Origin of the sequence: Fictibacillus sp. b24 (assembly GCF_030348825.1) — a bacterium.
GTDB lineage: Bacteria > Bacillota > Bacilli > Bacillales > Fictibacillaceae > Fictibacillus.
In genome coordinates this window covers 3,345,847-3,361,129 of sequence record NZ_JAUCES010000005.1, presented here as the reverse complement: position 1 = coordinate 3,361,129, position 15,283 = coordinate 3,345,847, and the positions used below count along the sequence as shown (strand labels likewise).

15 protein-coding genes and 2 riboswitches are annotated in these 15,283 nt (G+C 38.1%); of the genes, 13 read left to right on the top strand and 2 right to left on the bottom strand.

The window, feature by feature from the left end; translation table 11 throughout:
• Nucleotides 1-63: 63 nt before the first annotated feature.
• Nucleotides 64-166: riboswitch (guanidine-I (ykkC/yxkD leader) on the top strand.
• 50 nt (nt 167-216) lie between these two features.
• Nucleotides 217-540, top strand: a complete 324-nt coding sequence (gene sugE, locus QUF49_RS17580; RefSeq protein ID WP_289496973.1) for a quaternary ammonium compound efflux SMR transporter SugE — start codon at nt 217-219, stop codon at nt 538-540.
• Nucleotides 541-690: 150 nt separating this feature from the next.
• On the opposite strand, the gene QUF49_RS17575 is transcribed toward sugE, so the two are convergent.
• Nucleotides 691-1,476, bottom strand: a complete 786-nt coding sequence (locus QUF49_RS17575; RefSeq protein ID WP_289496972.1) for a polymer-forming cytoskeletal protein — start codon at nt 1,474-1,476, stop codon at nt 691-693.
• Nucleotides 1,477-1,497: 21 nt separating this feature from the next.
• Entirely contained in the window at nt 1,498-2,118 is a 621-nt protein-coding gene (locus tag QUF49_RS17570; RefSeq protein ID WP_353958316.1) for a YhbD family protein, read from the bottom strand.
• A 121-nt stretch (nt 2,119-2,239) separates the two neighbouring features.
• On the opposite strand from QUF49_RS17570, the gene QUF49_RS17565 reads away from it, so the two are divergent.
• The 12 genes from QUF49_RS17565 to QUF49_RS17510 all read left to right on the top strand — a co-directional run bounded on the left by QUF49_RS17565 (nt 2,240) and on the right by QUF49_RS17510 (nt 15,281).
• Entirely contained in the window at nt 2,240-2,968 is a 729-nt protein-coding gene (locus tag QUF49_RS17565) for a TIGR02206 family membrane protein (protein ID WP_289496971.1), read from the top strand.
• Nucleotides 2,969-3,059: 91 nt separating this feature from the next.
• Nucleotides 3,060-4,130, top strand: a complete 1,071-nt coding sequence (locus tag QUF49_RS17560; protein ID WP_289496970.1) for a hypothetical protein — start codon at nt 3,060-3,062, stop codon at nt 4,128-4,130.
• Between the two features lie 113 nt (nt 4,131-4,243).
• The gene (locus QUF49_RS17555) at nt 4,244-5,611 is read left to right on the top strand and encodes a TrkH family potassium uptake protein (protein ID WP_289496969.1); all 1,368 of its coding nucleotides are present in this window, start codon (nt 4,244-4,246) and stop codon (nt 5,609-5,611) included.
• Nucleotides 5,612-5,666: 55 nt separating this feature from the next.
• Nucleotides 5,667-5,814, top strand: a riboswitch (FMN riboswitch).
• A gap of 248 nt (nt 5,815-6,062) precedes the next feature.
• Nucleotides 6,063-6,305 (top strand): hypothetical protein, encoded by a 243-nt coding sequence (locus QUF49_RS17550; protein ID WP_289496968.1) that lies wholly within the window; start codon nt 6,063-6,065, stop codon nt 6,303-6,305.
• Entirely contained in the window at nt 6,209-6,859 is a 651-nt protein-coding gene (gene ribE, locus QUF49_RS17545; RefSeq protein ID WP_289496967.1) for a riboflavin synthase, read from the top strand. Before QUF49_RS17550 ends, ribE begins: the two co-directional genes overlap by 97 nt.
• Nucleotides 6,860-6,870: 11 nt before the next feature.
• Nucleotides 6,871-8,064: a bifunctional 3,4-dihydroxy-2-butanone-4-phosphate synthase/GTP cyclohydrolase II gene (locus tag QUF49_RS17540; RefSeq protein WP_289496966.1), complete on the top strand. Its 1,194-nt coding sequence runs from the start codon at nt 6,871-6,873 to the stop codon at nt 8,062-8,064.
• A gap of 17 nt (nt 8,065-8,081) precedes the next feature.
• Nucleotides 8,082-8,549, top strand: coding sequence for a 6,7-dimethyl-8-ribityllumazine synthase (gene ribH / locus QUF49_RS17535; protein WP_066239884.1), 468 nt, complete (start codon nt 8,082-8,084; stop codon nt 8,547-8,549).
• Between the two features lie 443 nt (nt 8,550-8,992).
• Nucleotides 8,993-9,670: a response regulator transcription factor gene (locus tag QUF49_RS17530; RefSeq protein ID WP_289496965.1), complete on the top strand. Its 678-nt coding sequence runs from the start codon at nt 8,993-8,995 to the stop codon at nt 9,668-9,670.
• Nucleotides 9,667-11,046 (top strand): sensor histidine kinase, encoded by a 1,380-nt coding sequence (locus QUF49_RS17525; RefSeq protein ID WP_289496964.1) that lies wholly within the window; start codon nt 9,667-9,669, stop codon nt 11,044-11,046. Before QUF49_RS17530 ends, QUF49_RS17525 begins: the two co-directional genes overlap by 4 nt.
• Nucleotides 11,047-11,209: 163 nt before the next feature.
• The gene (locus tag QUF49_RS17520; RefSeq protein ID WP_289496963.1) at nt 11,210-12,244 is read left to right on the top strand and encodes an ABC transporter permease; all 1,035 of its coding nucleotides are present in this window, start codon (nt 11,210-11,212) and stop codon (nt 12,242-12,244) included.
• Nucleotides 12,245-12,251: 7 nt separating this feature from the next.
• Entirely contained in the window at nt 12,252-12,920 is a 669-nt protein-coding gene (locus QUF49_RS17515; protein WP_289496962.1) for an ABC transporter ATP-binding protein, read from the top strand.
• A gap of 603 nt (nt 12,921-13,523) precedes the next feature.
• Nucleotides 13,524-15,281, top strand: coding sequence for an ABC transporter ATP-binding protein (locus QUF49_RS17510; RefSeq protein ID WP_289496961.1), 1,758 nt, complete (start codon nt 13,524-13,526; stop codon nt 15,279-15,281).
• The last annotated feature ends 2 nt before the right edge of the window (nt 15,282-15,283 follow it).

The window sequence follows — 15,283 nt, the reverse complement described above, 5'->3', positions numbered from 1 at the left end:
ATGAGGGGAAATGAAATTAGAGTAGTTTCTTGACACGAATTACACTTTTTTCGATAATATAGACAGAAAGCTTTCTAGGGTTCCGTAGTGAGATTCACTAGACTGGTCCGAGAGAAAGCGCACGGTGGATACACTGTGTACACGGAAGGATAAAAGCCTGGGAGGATATAGATACTATATCTTCCCGGGCTTTATTTATTTTAGGAGGTTGTTAGAATGGCGTGGGTCTATTTATTTATTGCAGGTATTTTTGAGATTGTGTGGGCAATTGGACTAAAATATACGAATGGCTTTACTCGACTTTGGCCTTCGGTAGTAACCGTTATTGGAATGATTGTAAGTTTTTATTATTTGTCACAAGCTACAAAAGTGCTGCCGATCGGAACGGCGTATACCATCTGGACAGGAATTGGTGCAGCTGGTGCAGTTATCTTAGGAATCATACTTTTTGGAGAGCCGAAAACGTTGCTTCGTTTTGTATTTTTAGCGTTTGTTATTACGGGGATCATCGGTTTGAAGGTAACGGCAGGAAGTCAGTGAGTAGAGATTAGAACTGAAAATGGATGAGGAAATGGGAAAGCTGCCCTAAACAGGTGTTTAACAAGACCTGTGAAGGGCAGCTTTTGTGAAGTTTAAAATTTTTTTAGGAAAGCAGAGAAATACGAGCGCTCGCTAATTCCGCATCTGAATTCAAATCTTTTCCTGTGCATCAACTTTTGCGCTTTCATCGACTTCAAGGCTCGTTTTGTATTCGATTCTCTTTATTACACACCCAGGACCAATTTCGATGGTGTTTCCACGCACTATTTCAGCGTGTGTGTATTCCAGGTAAAGTTGATCGCCTTCAATCACTTCTGCTGTTAGTTGATCATTATGATTATTCATAAAAAATTTGATCAGTTTTTTAAAGCCTGAGGAATCTCTTGTTTTTTTCACTGTTATATTTTCGCCGCCAATTTCCTTTGCTTCACAATGGCGTAGAAGTTCCACATCAATCGTACCTGCATTTAAGAGACCATCAATTTTAAAATTGCCGCGCGCATCAAACGATTCGGCTTCGCAATCACCTTTAATCTTCACTTGCCCTTTTACATCTACCTCATCACCCGATAGATTTCCTTGAACAGAAGCTGAACCGCGTACAATGATTTCTTTACCTTTCAAATCTCCTTTAACAGAAGATGAGCCTTGCACCTTTAATTCCTGACAAGAAAGGTTTCCGTCAATGTCGGTACTGCCGTTGATCGTCATCTCTTTCGCTTCTACATCACCTTCAATATGAGTTGAGCCGTTGATTTTTGCAGTTCCTGTAGTAATGTTCCCTTCAATATGAGCACTGCCATTGCATTTGAATTCTTCACATTTAAGATCACCATTGATATGAGCTGATCCGTTCACTTTTACTTGGTTATACTCGCCGCCAGAAGAAGTTCCTGATCCAGAAATACTAATGTTTTTAGCCGCTGTTTTCTCCATTTTTTAATTCCTCCTCCACGTTTAGGAAAGTTTTAATTTTAGTTCTTCTGTAAACTGATTGAGTTTATAATGAGCGATGATTTTTGCTTGAGATTCTACGAACAGCTTAGCGGGTTCAGGTGTAAGGATAAAAAAGGAAACACCCATTTTGCGAATAAAGATCAGTTCACTTTCATTGCTTTTCAGATTCTTTGAATTTTCATCAAGCACTTTTAATAAATCCATACCTTCAGAACGATTTACTTCGCCAGTTTGTAGCAATGTGTCTAGAACATATAAAGTTAATAATTGATTGAAGGTATAAGAAGTTGTGGTTCCATGGTGATTAATGTACATGTCTAACGATGTATTTGAAACAATGTTACGTTTGGTGAGTTCTTCCACTGATAATGAAGTTAGGGTGGGGGAGGGAGAAAACATATCAGCCAGTTCATCGAGTGATAAATCATCTTTTAACGATTTGATTTTTTCAATTCGCAGTAACATATCATCTTTAGGAAAGAAAGTTTCTTGACCTGTAAACGTAGATTTTCGAATGAACCAGTTTTCAGGAATTAAGTTCTTTCTTTTCCAACGGTACAGTTGACCGTAAGAGATATTAGCTGCTTCAAGCAGATCTTTTTTTGAGATTAGATTTTCCATGATTAACCTCCTTGATAACAATGTAACATAACACTGTTACGTTGTGCAAATAAAATATTTTCTAACAAGGAAAAGTCTAATGGAATTTTGAATATCAATAAATAAAAGATGGAGGGGATAAATGGAGAGTTGGTTTGGTCCAGGTACTTCGGGATTTAATATGTTTGGCTCGGAGCATGTATTTATACTAATACTGATAGTCATGGTGAGTGTAATCATGTATGTCCTTCGTTCTAGGTTAATGGGAAAGGGTGGGGTAAAGAGGATTCTGCTTGCCGGCTTGTTGCTCTCTGAAATCTCTTATCACTTATGGGCGGTCTATAACAATATATGGACCATGAAGTTTTTCCTGCCATTGCAGCTTTGCAGTCTAAATATTCTACTAAGTATCGTTTTATTGTTAACAGATAATAGAAAGCTGTTTGCGTTTGTTTATCTTTTTGGTTTAACAGGCGCTATTCAAGGGTTGCTGACACCTGAGTTATACCAAGAGCCTTGGCATTTTCGATTTCTTCAATATTTTATAGCACATGCATTTATCGTTTGGACAGCATTATATTACGGTATCGTAAAAACCTTTAAAATAAGCTGGGCTCAGTTTTTTATGTCCTTTCTTTGGCTGAATGTTTACGCACTCGGAGTATACTTGATAAACACCGCGATAGGCGCAAATTATCTATTTTTGATGAAAAAACCAGACAATGCTTCTTTAATGGATTATTTAGGACCGCATCCGTGGTATATTCTCGCTCTTGAACTAGTAGCTTTGTGTCTTTGTCTGCTTGTTTTTATCCCAGTAAAAGAAAAGTCTCACGTAACTAGAAAAGGCCACCCGCTGTTTAAAGCGTAGTGGCCTTATTTTATTGAAGTTTTTGTGACTTTATATGGAATTATAAGAATTAATTGGAATTTAATGTATACTAAAGGTGAGGAGGGATTTTATGAATGAAACACTAATCAAACCTATAAGATGGGTACCTTTTCTTGTACTAAGTTTCTTAGTGATCGGAAGCAACGTAATTTTGTACCAGACTTCATACTTCCAACCTGTTCCGGATGCCATAGTAATTGGCTCTATAATTGACTTTCTTCTCGTAATCCCGCTGCTTACCTATTATTTTATCATCCGTAAAAGATATTCTTGGAAACTGACATTACTTGTTGCGCTTATAAGCTATGGTTTCGCTTCGTACATCATTCCTGATTTTTTATTGGATAACTTTTCTGCAGTTCCAAAAGCGCTATTGCTTTTAGAAGCGGGCTTTATCTCAATTGAACTCTATTTATTAATAGTGGTGAGTAAAAAGTTCCCTAAAGTTAAAAAGACATATATGGAACAGCCAGCCGAGATCCCATTTTTAATTAAAATAAGACAGGCGGTTAGCGTTCACTTTGTTCAAAGCAGGTTGATTGAAGCTGTGGTTAGTGAAGTTACGATGCTATATTATGCTCTGTTTTCCTGGCGTATAGCACCTATGACTGGTACTTACACATTTACCTACCATAAGAATACGAGCTATGTTGCTCTTCAACTGATGCTCATCCATGCACTTATCATAGAATCTATAGGGCTTCACTACTTCTTCAGTCAGATCAATCATACGGTCTCACTTATCTTACTTTTCCTTAACATCTATTCAATTCTTTTTCTTATCGCTCAGATGCAGGCAGTTAAGAAAGTGCCACTTATCGTTTCAGATCAATCGGTGATTATGAATATAGGGTTTATGAAAGGATTAGAGCTCCCGTTTAGCGTGATACAGGAATTGAGAACATATGAAGGACCAGATGAGATTCCTGCATCTGAAAAGAAATATACATTTGAAGCAAGAGTAAGTGACTTTATTCCTGAAAAGCCAGTGATCGAGCTATTGTTGAAAGAAACGGTGAAAGCAGATATCATCTATGGATTTAAAAAGAATGTTACAAGAGTCGTTATAAAAGTGGATGATTCTGTTGAATTGATGAGATTAATTGAAAAGAGAATGAATTCTAAAAATGAGCTTGATTAAAAGTTCTGCAGTCTTTTTTTAACAAATGTTCAATTTCACCTTGTTAAATGGAAATGCTATTGTTAAGATTTCAGAAGGTTACAGAAAAATTCCCTCGACAGGTGAAAAAATATATGTTTAAAAATACAGCAACAACACAACAAAAAAAGACTTTTTTAACTTCTGTTCAGCTTATCGTTATTTTTTATTTATTGTCTGTTTTAGTAGCGACCATTTTACTAAGTTTGCCGGTCGGACATAACAAGGGAGTAGAACTCAAGTTTATTGATGCTTTATTTACCGCAGTAAGCGCTGTAAGTGTTACGGGTTTAACCTCTGTTAATATTTCTGAAACGTTCAATCAAGTAGGTGTTATTCTCCTGGCCATTGTCGTACAGATCGGTGGTATAGGTGTTATGACACTTGGTACTGCAATATGGCTATTGATAGGTAAGCGAATTGGGATGAGAGAACGCCAATTGATTATGACAGACCAAAACCAATCCACGCTTGCAGGGCTTGTACAGCTGATGAAGCAAATCTTAACACTCATAATAGGGATTGAGATTGTAGGAACGGTATTATTCTTTATCCTGTTTCAACCCTATTACGATACAGAAGTAGAAGTGTTGTATCACGCATTCTTCGCATCTGTTACAGCAACGACGAATGCTGGATTCGATATTACGGGAAGCTCGCTGATCCCGTTCCGCAACGATTATCTTGTTCAAATCGTTACGATGTGCTTGATTACAGCAGGTGCCATTGGATTTCCTGTTTTAGTAGAAATCAATAACTTTATCAAAGAAAGAAAGTATTTAGAGCGCTATACGTTTACCCTCTTCACGAAGGTTACTACGACTACCTTTGCATTATTGGTTGTTACTGGCGCAATCGGAATTTATGTTTTGGAGATGAATGCTTTTTTTGAGGGTAAATCTTGGCATGAAACGTTGTTTTATTCTTTATTCCAGTCCGTTACAACACGAAGCGGCGGTTTATCCACCATGGATGTCTCTGAATTCACAGTACCTACACTTCTTTTCTTAGGCGTAATGATGTTTATTGGAGCATCACCAAGCTCGGTGGGTGGAGGAATCCGCACAACGACATTTGCGGTAGCACTTTTGGCGATTCTCTTTTACGCTAAAGGTAGGAACACAATTAAGATCTTTAAGCGTGAAATTTATCCGGAAGATATACAAAAGTCGTTTATTGTTATTATCGTGGCTATGGTGCTTTGTACGACTTCTACAATTATCCTAGCAATTACAGATCCGATGCCGATTGAGTATCTCTTTTTTGAAGTGTGCTCTGCATTCGGAACAACAGGGCTCTCAACTGGAATTACTGGTGATTTGAGCTCGATCGGAAAAGTTATTCTTATGCTGTTGATGTTTATAGGAAGAATTGGCGTACTGTCATTCCTCTTTATCATCCGAGGGAAAGTAGTGACAGAACACATTCATTATCCGAAAGAAAAATTAATTATTGGCCAATAAAAGCAATCATGTTTGAATTCAGTCTATTGTTTACTTATAATGAACATAAGTAAATAGTGTCCTTCGGGGTCGGGTGAAATTCCCAACCGGCGGTGATGAGGCTATAGCCTCTTAGTCCGTGACCCGGTTTTGCGATTCGTGAAAACGGTGGATTCGGTGCAATTCCGAAGCCGACAGTATAGTCTGGATGGGAGAAGGAACGTGAACGCTTTTAATTGCCTGTATTTTAAAAAAGGTAGATTAAAGGTTTATTTCGTTATACTTTTAACACAAACCCCGGAAGCAATCTGTTTCCGGGGTTATTTGTATATACGCAATTAAGACTCCCGCTTTTCATATTTACGACGAAGTATTTTCTAAAAAACTCTTTTCTGAAGGCCGTTTTCTAAAGGGTTGTTGCTTTTAAATCTTTTTGTTCTTTGCTTCATTGACAAGTTGATTGGAGTGGAAGGTGCGAGACTCCTGCGGGACAGGCGGGCAGGTGAGACACTTAAAAGTGAAACGTAACGAATGTGGCTCACCGCCTGCCCCGCGGAAAGCGAGCACCTGGAACGGAAATCAAGTACTACCAAAAACAACAATGGGAGGGAAAGTTCTTTGTTTACAGGCATCATTGAGGAAAAAGGAACGATTAAGGCAATTTCAAAAGGCGATGAAACAATCATACTTACTATTTCCGCAGAAGAGGTGTTGAAAGACGTGCACCTTGGAGACAGTATTGCGGTAAACGGCGTATGTCTAACCGTTACTTCTTTCGGCAAAAATCAGTTTACAGTAGATGTGATGCCAGAAACGTTCAAATCTTCAACTTTGAAACTTTTAAACAATCGGGACAAAGTAAATTTGGAACGTGCTATGGCAGCAGGAGGAAGGTTTGGCGGACACTTTGTTTCTGGGCATGTTGATGGTACAGGAGACATTGTAGAGAAGCGACCCGAGAAAAATGCGATCTATTACAAGATTGCTCTGCCAGATCACATGATGCGCTACTTTATGCTAAAGGGATCTGTTTGTGTAGATGGAACAAGCCTTACTGTATTTGACGTTACTCAAAATACAATTACGGTCTCGTTGATTCCACATACTGCAGATCATACGATATTAGGTGCAAAAGGAGCAGGTGACGTTGTGAATATTGAATGTGATATGCTCGCAAAATACGTTTACAGAATGTTGGCTCCTGAAAAAGAAGAACAAAAACAAAAGTCGAAACTGTCTCTTGATTTCTTACAAGAGCACGGATTTTAGGAGGAGAGTTCATGTTTCACTCCATAGAAGAAGCAGTTGCAGATTTAAGAGAAGGAAAAATTGTTATCGTTGTGGATGATGAAGATCGTGAAAACGAAGGAGATTTTGTTGCGTTAGCTGAAGGAATTACACCTGAAGCTATCAATTTTATGGTGACTCACGGACGTGGTCTCGTTTGTACACCGATCTCTGAGGAAATCGCGATGAAGCTGGATCTTTCACCGATGGTAGCAGCCAATACTGATTCGCACGGCACCGCTTTTACGATTAGCGTCGATCACAAATCAACAACAACCGGGATTTCTGCTCAAGAACGAGCAGCTACTGTTCGGGAGCTTGTAAATAGTGATTCTGTGCCATCTGATTTTAAGCGTCCTGGCCATATCTTTCCGTTGATCGGAAAAAAAGGTGGCGTGTTGAGAAGAGCGGGGCATACAGAAGCCGCAATTGACCTAGCGAAAATGGCTGGCAGTCAATCTGCTGGTGTAATCTGCGAAATTATGAAAGAGGATGGAACGATGGCTCGTGTTCCTGAACTCGTTGAACTAGCAAAACAGCACAACATGAAGTTGATTACGATCAAAGATCTGATCACGTACCGAAACAAAACAGAACAGATGGTGAAGCGTGAAGTCGAAATCAATCTTCCAACAGAGTTTGGTGATTTTAAAGCGATTGGCTTCTCAAATGTGCTGGATGAGAAAGAACATGTTGCCCTTGTAAAAGGGGAAATCAATAACGAAGAACCTGTGTTAGTTCGTGTTCACTCTGAATGCTTGACCGGTGACGTGTTTGGATCAGCGCGCTGTGATTGCGGTCCGCAGCTTCATGCGGCTCTATCTCAGATTGAAAAAGAAGGCTCTGGCGTTTTATTGTACATGAGACAAGAAGGACGTGGCATCGGTCTTATTAATAAAATGAAAGCTTATAAGCTTCAAGAAGAAGGACTCGATACAGTTGAAGCCAATGAGCAGCTAGGATTCGCACCAGATTTGCGTGATTACGGTATCGGTGCTCAGATTCTTAAAGAGCTTGGCATCAGCAAAATGAAACTTTTAACGAATAACCCAAGAAAGATCGCGGGATTAAAAGGCTATGACTTGGAAGTAACAGACCGTGTGGCACTTCAGATGCCTCATAACGAAAACAACGAAGAGTATTTAAAAACAAAAAAGAGCAAATTGGGGCACATGCTTCATTTCTAATACAGGAGGAACGTTAAATGGCAAAATTATTTGAAGGACATTTAGTTGGTACAGGATTAAAAGTAGGAATCGTTGCAGGACGTTTTAATGATTTTATTTCGGATAAGTTAGTATCTGGGGCACAGGATGCATTTAAAAGACACGGAATTTCAGAAGATGATGTAGATATCGCGTGGGTTCCAGGTGCATTTGAGATTCCATTAATCGCTAAAAAGATGGCTGACAGCGGGAACTATGACGCTGTGATCACGCTTGGAGCGGTTATCCGGGGATCCACTCCGCACTTTGATTACGTTTGTAATGAAGCTGCTAAAGGAGTTGCGCAAGCATCAATGACAAGCGGCGTTCCGGTAATCTTTGGGGTGCTAACAGTAGATTCTATCGAGCAAGCGATCGAGCGTGCTGGAACAAAAGCAGGAAACAAAGGCTGGGAAGCAGCAGTATCAGCGATTGAAATGGCAAATCTGACTCGTCAGTTAGGATAAATAAGCTAGTGTGTGGAAGCCCGTCACTTTTTGTGGCGGGTTTTTGTTGTGGATGGGAAGCGAGGGATAGGATGACAAGCGTCGATAATTGTCGACTCGCCGCTATATGATGGAAATTCGCCGGATTATTGCAGAACTCGCCGTATTATAGGCGAAACTCGCCGGAATAAGTGGGAAATTTATAGAATTATTAGGTTGTGCACATCTCGCTAGCACAAACAATGCGCTTTATTAGTAGGAATTGCTGCACATCTCTGTTTTAAAGAAATCTACTTATTCCGAGTGAATAATGTTAGTAGAATTTCCTATTGGCAGCTAACTCCTACGATTTGTGATTAAATTTTAAATCGTATAGACTAATGGTGCTTACAACTATTGGATGGAATAATCCATATTATATGTAATGGATAATTAAACGGATAAAAGTATAGGAGTATTTAATAATGAATAATATTCTAATTGTCGATGATGATATCAATATACTAAAGCTTGTAGATGTTCATTTAACTGAAGCAGGATATAAAGTGTTTCAAGCACAAGACGGTTTAGAAGCTTTAAACATCCTTCGTAATAAGAATTGTGATTTGGCAGTTGTGGACGTGATGATGCCTTATATGGACGGTTATCTATTAACAAGAGAGATACGAAAAAATTATGACATTCCTATTGTCTTATTAACAGCGAAAAATCAAATTGAGGATAAGGAAAAGGGCTTTTTATCTGGAACAGATGATTATCTGGTTAAACCTTTTGAAACGAAAGAATTACTCTTTCGAATTAAAGCTTTACTAAGGCGATATGATAGACAATTAGATGAATCCATTGTTTGTTTAGGACGAACGGTTATAAACAAAAAGAGCTATGAAGTTCACATCGGTGATCAAACTATACTTTTACCTTTAAAGGAATTTGAATTGTTGTATTTTTTTATTTCAAACCCTATGCAAGTGTTTACTCGAGACCATTTAATTGAACAGATTTGGGGTCTGGATTATGAAGGAGATGAACGAACTGTAGATGTTCATGTAAAGCGATTAAGGGAACGTTTTTCTAAATTGACAGATGATTTTCAAATTAAAACAGTACGTGGGGTCGGGTATTTACTGGAGGCAAAACGATGAAGTCTCTTTACGTAAAATTTGTAGTCATTACTATAGGGATCATGATTTTAAGTGGTATATTAGCTTTCTTCATCTCAAATACATACTATCAGCAAAAATTAAAACCCTATAATGATCAAAAAAACACAAAAATCGCACTAGAAATGGTGTCTTTTGTTGAAGAACACCCCAGTATCAATTTAAAGGAGTATTTTGAAAACCTTTCTGCGATTGGCTATCAAATATACTTAGTAGAGGATTCTGGAGATGAATCCTATTTCGGAGCATCCTTTCGAAACAAAATGCTACCTGCGTCAACTAAAGAAAATGTATTAAACGGTGATATTTATCATGGTATTCTTCATTTTCCGAAAGAAACATTTGTGACAGGCTTTTTTGCAAATGAATTAAAGAACACGATCGGTGTGCCGTTGAAGCATGGTGGAAAAAGCTATGCTCTTTTTATGAGACCTGATATCAAGCTCCTTTTTAATGAAATGCATATTCTGTTCGGTTGGCTGTTTGCCTTAATGATCACGTTAAGCATTGTGATGGTAGTGGTCAGCGCAAAATATTTAGTGAAGCCAATCTCTAAATTAACCGTTGCCACGAAATCACTCTCAAAAGGGAACTTTAACGTTGAACTTGATATTAACCGTGGTGATGAATTAGGGGAGTTATCTCATAGCTTTTTACAGATGTCGCGGAAATTAGAACAATCGGACGAGATGAGAAAAGAATTTATATCCAACATCTCTCATGACATACAATCACCCTTATCAAATATAAAAGGATACACAAATCTGCTGGAAAAAGAATCATTGAGTTCAAAAGAAAAAACACAATATATATCTGTAATAAATGGTGAAATTAACAGGCTTTCAACACTAACTAAACAATTATTACTTCTTGCCTCACTTGATCGCAATGAAGAAATTTTAAAGAAGAAACCATTTAATATAGCACAACAAATTAAAGAACTGGTTCGAAATTATCAATGGCTTATAAATGAGAAGGGGATTATGCTGCGCTATTCTCTTCCTGATACAGAATTTATCGGTGACCCTTCTTTGTTGAATACCGTATGGGATAATCTGTTAACAAATGCCATTAAGTATAATAAACCTAATGGCAGTATTGAAATATCGATTGAAGAAAGAGAAAAATCGTTATTCATCACTTTTGAAGATACAGGGATAGGAATGAATAATATGGAATTAGAAAGGATTTTTGATCGCTTTTATCGTGCAGATATCGCAAGGTCGAGAACTGTGGAAGGGACCGGACTTGGTCTATCAATCGTTGCTACCATTGTTGAATTGCATGGTGGTCATACGGATGTGAATAGTAAAGAAAATCAAGGGACTACCTTTGTTGTTGAATTACCTATTGGTTAGAAAATACTATTAAAAGTGTCAGGCATTGCCCATGGTATCCATTGGTGATGAATGACATTTTTTTGTGGAATTCTTTCCTCCAAATGATTTGTAACTTGTTATTCATCGTCTGTTCATATTCGACCAATAGACTAAGAATATAACAAGAGATGGAGGAGATGTTATGAGCATTGCTTGGAAAGAAATATTAAAGAATAAAGTTAGGTTCCTAATATTAGGTTCGATCATTTTTCTAGTTAGTTTATTAACTTTTATTATTTCTGGTTTAGCAAATGGATTATCACAAGATAATGCTGCATTAATAAAAGACTTGCCGAGCGGACAATTTTACATGAATCAAGAAGCAGAAGAAACCTATAATTTATCGAGGATAGACAATAGTATGCAAGAAAAAATAATAAACCAACAAAAAGATGCCGTTGCACTATCCATCCAGATGGGCTTTTTGAACGATAAGAGTGGGAAACAACGAAGCGTCGCTTTTGTCACATCTACCGACTCAAAATTATTTAAAAATGTAAATCGCGGGGAAATTGTACTTGACCGTTCATTAGAGAATAAGGGAATAAAAGTCGGAGATACCTTAACTCATAATCAATCTAGTGAAAAGTTTACTGTAAAAGGTTTCGTGGACCAAAAGAAATTTAGCCATGCACCTGTAGCTTATCTAAGTATGGAGAATTATAAAGAGATTTACCGTGCTGAAGAAATGCAGCTAGTCTTTATACCAGAAGGAGAATCATCTCAACAATTTAATGGGCTACAATCTTTTTCGAATAGTGATTTTCTAAAAACAATTCCTAGCTACAGTGCAGAACAAACGTCTTTAAATATGATTGTATGGTTCTTGGTTGTGATTAGTGGAATGCTGTTCGGTATCTTTTTCTACATGATGAACGTTCAAAAAACAGGGTTATTTGGAATTTTAAAAGCAATTGGGGTAAAAACAAGTGATTTGTTTAAAATGATGTGGACTCAAATGTTGTTTATTACCATTATTGCACTTTCACTATCTGTTACTTGTAGTCAATTTTTTAATAGGGTTGCACCTAAGGACATGCCTTTTAGTTTAACTACTGAAACCATCGTGCAATTGTCTATTGTCTTCCTAATCATTGGATTTATTGGAGCTACGCTATCCGGTTTACAAATAAAAAGAGTAGAACCATTACAAGCGATTCAACAAGGGGAGGTCTAATAGGGAAATGTTCACAATTGATAACGTTAGAAAAACATTTACTAATGGTGACGTGAAGGAAGAAATATTAAAAGGAATCAACCTATCTCTTAAAGAAGGTGAGATAACGGCTTTAGTAGGTCCATCAGGGTCGGGTAAGAGTACACTTCTTACAATAGCTGCAGGACTTCAACCCGCATCAGATGGACACGTAATATTTGAAGGCAAAAACATGTCCACTATGAGTTCTGAACAAGTACGGAATATACGAGCAAGTAAGTTTGGTTTTGTTTTTCAATTTGCACATCTTGTTCCTTTTCTCACAGTAGAAGAACAACTGATACTAATGCTCGATGTTGCTGAATCTAAAATTAAGAAACATGAACAACAACAAGAAATTGACAACATTCTAAAGTTAGTTGGATTACAACATCGTAAAAATGCTTATCCTTCTTCATTGTCTGGTGGGGAAAAACAAAGGGTTGCAATTGCTCGTGCAATCATTCATAAACCTAAAGTTCTCTTTGCAGATGAACCAACTGCAAGTTTAGATTCAAAAAAGTCAAAAGAGGTTATGTCGTTAATACGAGATTTAACAAAAAGATTGAATATTACTACCCTAATGGTTACCCATGACGAGGAAATGCTTTGTTATGTTGATCATATAATCAAAATGAGTGATGGAAAGGTTTTGTAGACTAAAGCAGCCGTCTAGTGATGGCTGCTTTTTTAGTGATTAGCTTGACTCAAGAATTTGGACACACCACTCTCCATCAAAAGGCATATATTAAACAGCAAATTAAATTTTTTATGCATATCGAAAAGCAATTGACATAGTTATTAGAATAGTGTTAAGATTACCAAAGTTACAAACTACAAAATTATGGAAAGGATGGTTGTGTCATGGTGAAAGTAATGATTGTTACTCAGATTGCGGTCTCTATTGTATTGGATAACTACTCTACAACTTCATATCATGGCCTGCCGGAAGAGATGTATTAAGATTCCTTTCTATTTATTTTTCGTCTCTACATACATATTCGTACGCAGGTCACCCCAGTCGTGACGTGTGTTTTTTTATGGTTATTAAAGCATATCGCCTTTCGAGTGGTATGCTTTTTTATTTTGTTTGCTTAGAAGAAATCACTCTTCTTTTGCAATAGATCACTAACAATTAGGAGGAAAACAGATGAAAAAAGAAATGCTGAACGTGTGGTTAGAACGCAAGGATCATACACTTTTTGGGTAGCTCGGTTAAACGATTGTTTAAAAGTAACAGAGATCGAGAGGAGAGACATTTATGTTTTCAGTTTTAGGTAAGTTAGCTTGGTTTTTTAAGAAGCATTGGATTCGGTACACAATTGCAGTAGTGCTGCTCACTGGAGTAGGAATCATCGAGATCATCCCTCCAAAGCTTATTGGGAATATCATTGATTCCATTCATATGGGTACGATCACAAGAGAAGATATGATGAAGACGCTCGGAATCTTTGTTGCAGTTCTAATTTCGATGTACGTCACGATGTATATCTGGATGTACCAGCTTTTTGGAGGCGCTTTTATTATTGAACGTACCATGCGTTCTAGCTTCATGCGCCACTTGTTAAAGATGACTCCTACTTTTTTTGAAAAAAATAGAACAGGAGATTTGATGGCTCGAGCAACGAATGATCTGAAGGCGATCTCAATGACTGCAGGATTCGGAATATTAACGCTCGTTGATTCAAGTTTGTTCATGCTGACGATTTTGTTCGTTATGGGGTTCATGATCAGCTGGAAATTGACGTTTGCAGCACTTATTCCACTGCCAGTTATCGCGTTTATCATTAAAAAGTACGGTAAAAAAGTACATCAGCGTTTTACCGTTGCACAAGATGCCTTTGGTGAGATGAACGATTCTGTCTTAGAAAGCGTTCAAGGTGTGCGTGTAATCCGTGCTTACGTTCAGGAAGAAGCAGATGTAGAGCGCTTCAATAAAGTAACAGATGATGTGTTTGAAAAGAACTTGGCTGTTTCCAGAATAGACGCACTTTTTGAACCGACCATTAAAGTCTTAGTAGGAATGAGTTACTTGATCGGCTTAGGTTACGGTGCTTACATGGTGTTTCATAAAACAATAACACTCGGGGAACTCGTAACGTTTAACGTGTATCTCGGTATGCTGATCTGGCCGATGATTGCGATCGGGGAACTGATTAATATTATGGAACGCGGAAGTGCGTCACTCGATCGAGTAAACGAGACGCTGTCATATGAACCAGACGTTAAGAATGCAGAAGATCTTGTTCCGCTAAAAGATCCAGGCACGATTGCATTTGAAAATGTAACGTTCCGATATCCGTCTTCTGAAGTTGATAACTTAAAGAACATCAATGTTACGGTCAAAAAAGGGGGAACCCTTGGAATTGTCGGTCGTACGGGAAGCGGGAAAACGACTTTGCTCAAGCAGCTTCTAAGGGAATATCCAGCTGGAGAAGGGAAGATCTCGTTCTCAGGTGTTGGGATTGAAGACATTGCACTAGAAAATCTTCAAGGATGGATTGGCTATGTGCCGCAGGACGCTATTCTATTTTCCAAAACGGTTCAAGAAAACATTCTTTTCGGCAACAGTTTAGCAGATGAGGATAAGCTGAACCATGTGATGGAGATGGCTTCTTTTAGAAAAGACGTTCAATATCTGCCAGAAGGATTGAACACACTTGTAGGTGAAAAAGGTGTGGCATTATCAGGCGGACAGAAGCAGCGTGTATCCATTGCACGAGCGCTGTGCGTAGATCCTGAAATCTTAATTTTAGACGATGCGCTTTCTGCTGTTGATGCGAAAACGGAGACGGCGATTATCGGAAATATTCGTAAAGAACGTGCCGGAAAGACGACATTTATTACAACACACCGATTGTCAGCTGTTGAACACGCAGACTGGATCATCGTTATTGATGATGGAGCGATTGTAGACGAAGGAAGACATGAGGACTTAATAGCAAGAGATGGCTGGTATAAAGAGCAGCACGAACGCCAGCAAATCGAACAAAACTTAAATGATAATAAGGCGGTGTAGCC

Excerpts from the sequence above, each read along its gene's own strand:
- sugE (WP_289496973.1), top strand. The coding sequence starts at position 217 with ATGGCGTGGGTCTATTTATTTATTGCAGGTATTTTTGAGATTGTGTGG.
- QUF49_RS17565 (WP_289496971.1), top strand. The coding sequence starts at position 2,240 with ATGGAGAGTTGGTTTGGTCCAGGTACTTCGGGATTTAATATGTTTGGC.
- QUF49_RS17515 (WP_289496962.1), top strand. The coding sequence starts at position 12,252 with ATGTTCACAATTGATAACGTTAGAAAAACATTTACTAATGGTGACGTG.
- QUF49_RS17525 (WP_289496964.1), top strand. The coding sequence starts at position 9,667 with ATGAAGTCTCTTTACGTAAAATTTGTAGTCATTACTATAGGGATCATG.
- QUF49_RS17520 (WP_289496963.1), top strand. The coding sequence starts at position 11,210 with ATGAGCATTGCTTGGAAAGAAATATTAAAGAATAAAGTTAGGTTCCTA.
- ribH (WP_066239884.1), top strand. The coding sequence starts at position 8,082 with ATGGCAAAATTATTTGAAGGACATTTAGTTGGTACAGGATTAAAAGTA.
- QUF49_RS17575 (WP_289496972.1), bottom strand. The coding sequence starts at position 1,476 with ATGGAGAAAACAGCGGCTAAAAACATTAGTATTTCTGGATCAGGAACT.
- QUF49_RS17560 (WP_289496970.1), top strand. The coding sequence starts at position 3,060 with ATGAATGAAACACTAATCAAACCTATAAGATGGGTACCTTTTCTTGTA.
- QUF49_RS17540 (WP_289496966.1), top strand. The coding sequence starts at position 6,871 with ATGTTTCACTCCATAGAAGAAGCAGTTGCAGATTTAAGAGAAGGAAAA.
- QUF49_RS17530 (WP_289496965.1), top strand. The coding sequence starts at position 8,993 with ATGAATAATATTCTAATTGTCGATGATGATATCAATATACTAAAGCTT.
- QUF49_RS17555 (WP_289496969.1), top strand. The coding sequence starts at position 4,244 with ATGTTTAAAAATACAGCAACAACACAACAAAAAAAGACTTTTTTAACT.
- QUF49_RS17570 (WP_353958316.1), bottom strand. The coding sequence starts at position 2,118 with ATGGAAAATCTAATCTCAAAAAAAGATCTGCTTGAAGCAGCTAATATC.
- QUF49_RS17510 (WP_289496961.1), top strand. The coding sequence starts at position 13,524 with ATGTTTTCAGTTTTAGGTAAGTTAGCTTGGTTTTTTAAGAAGCATTGG.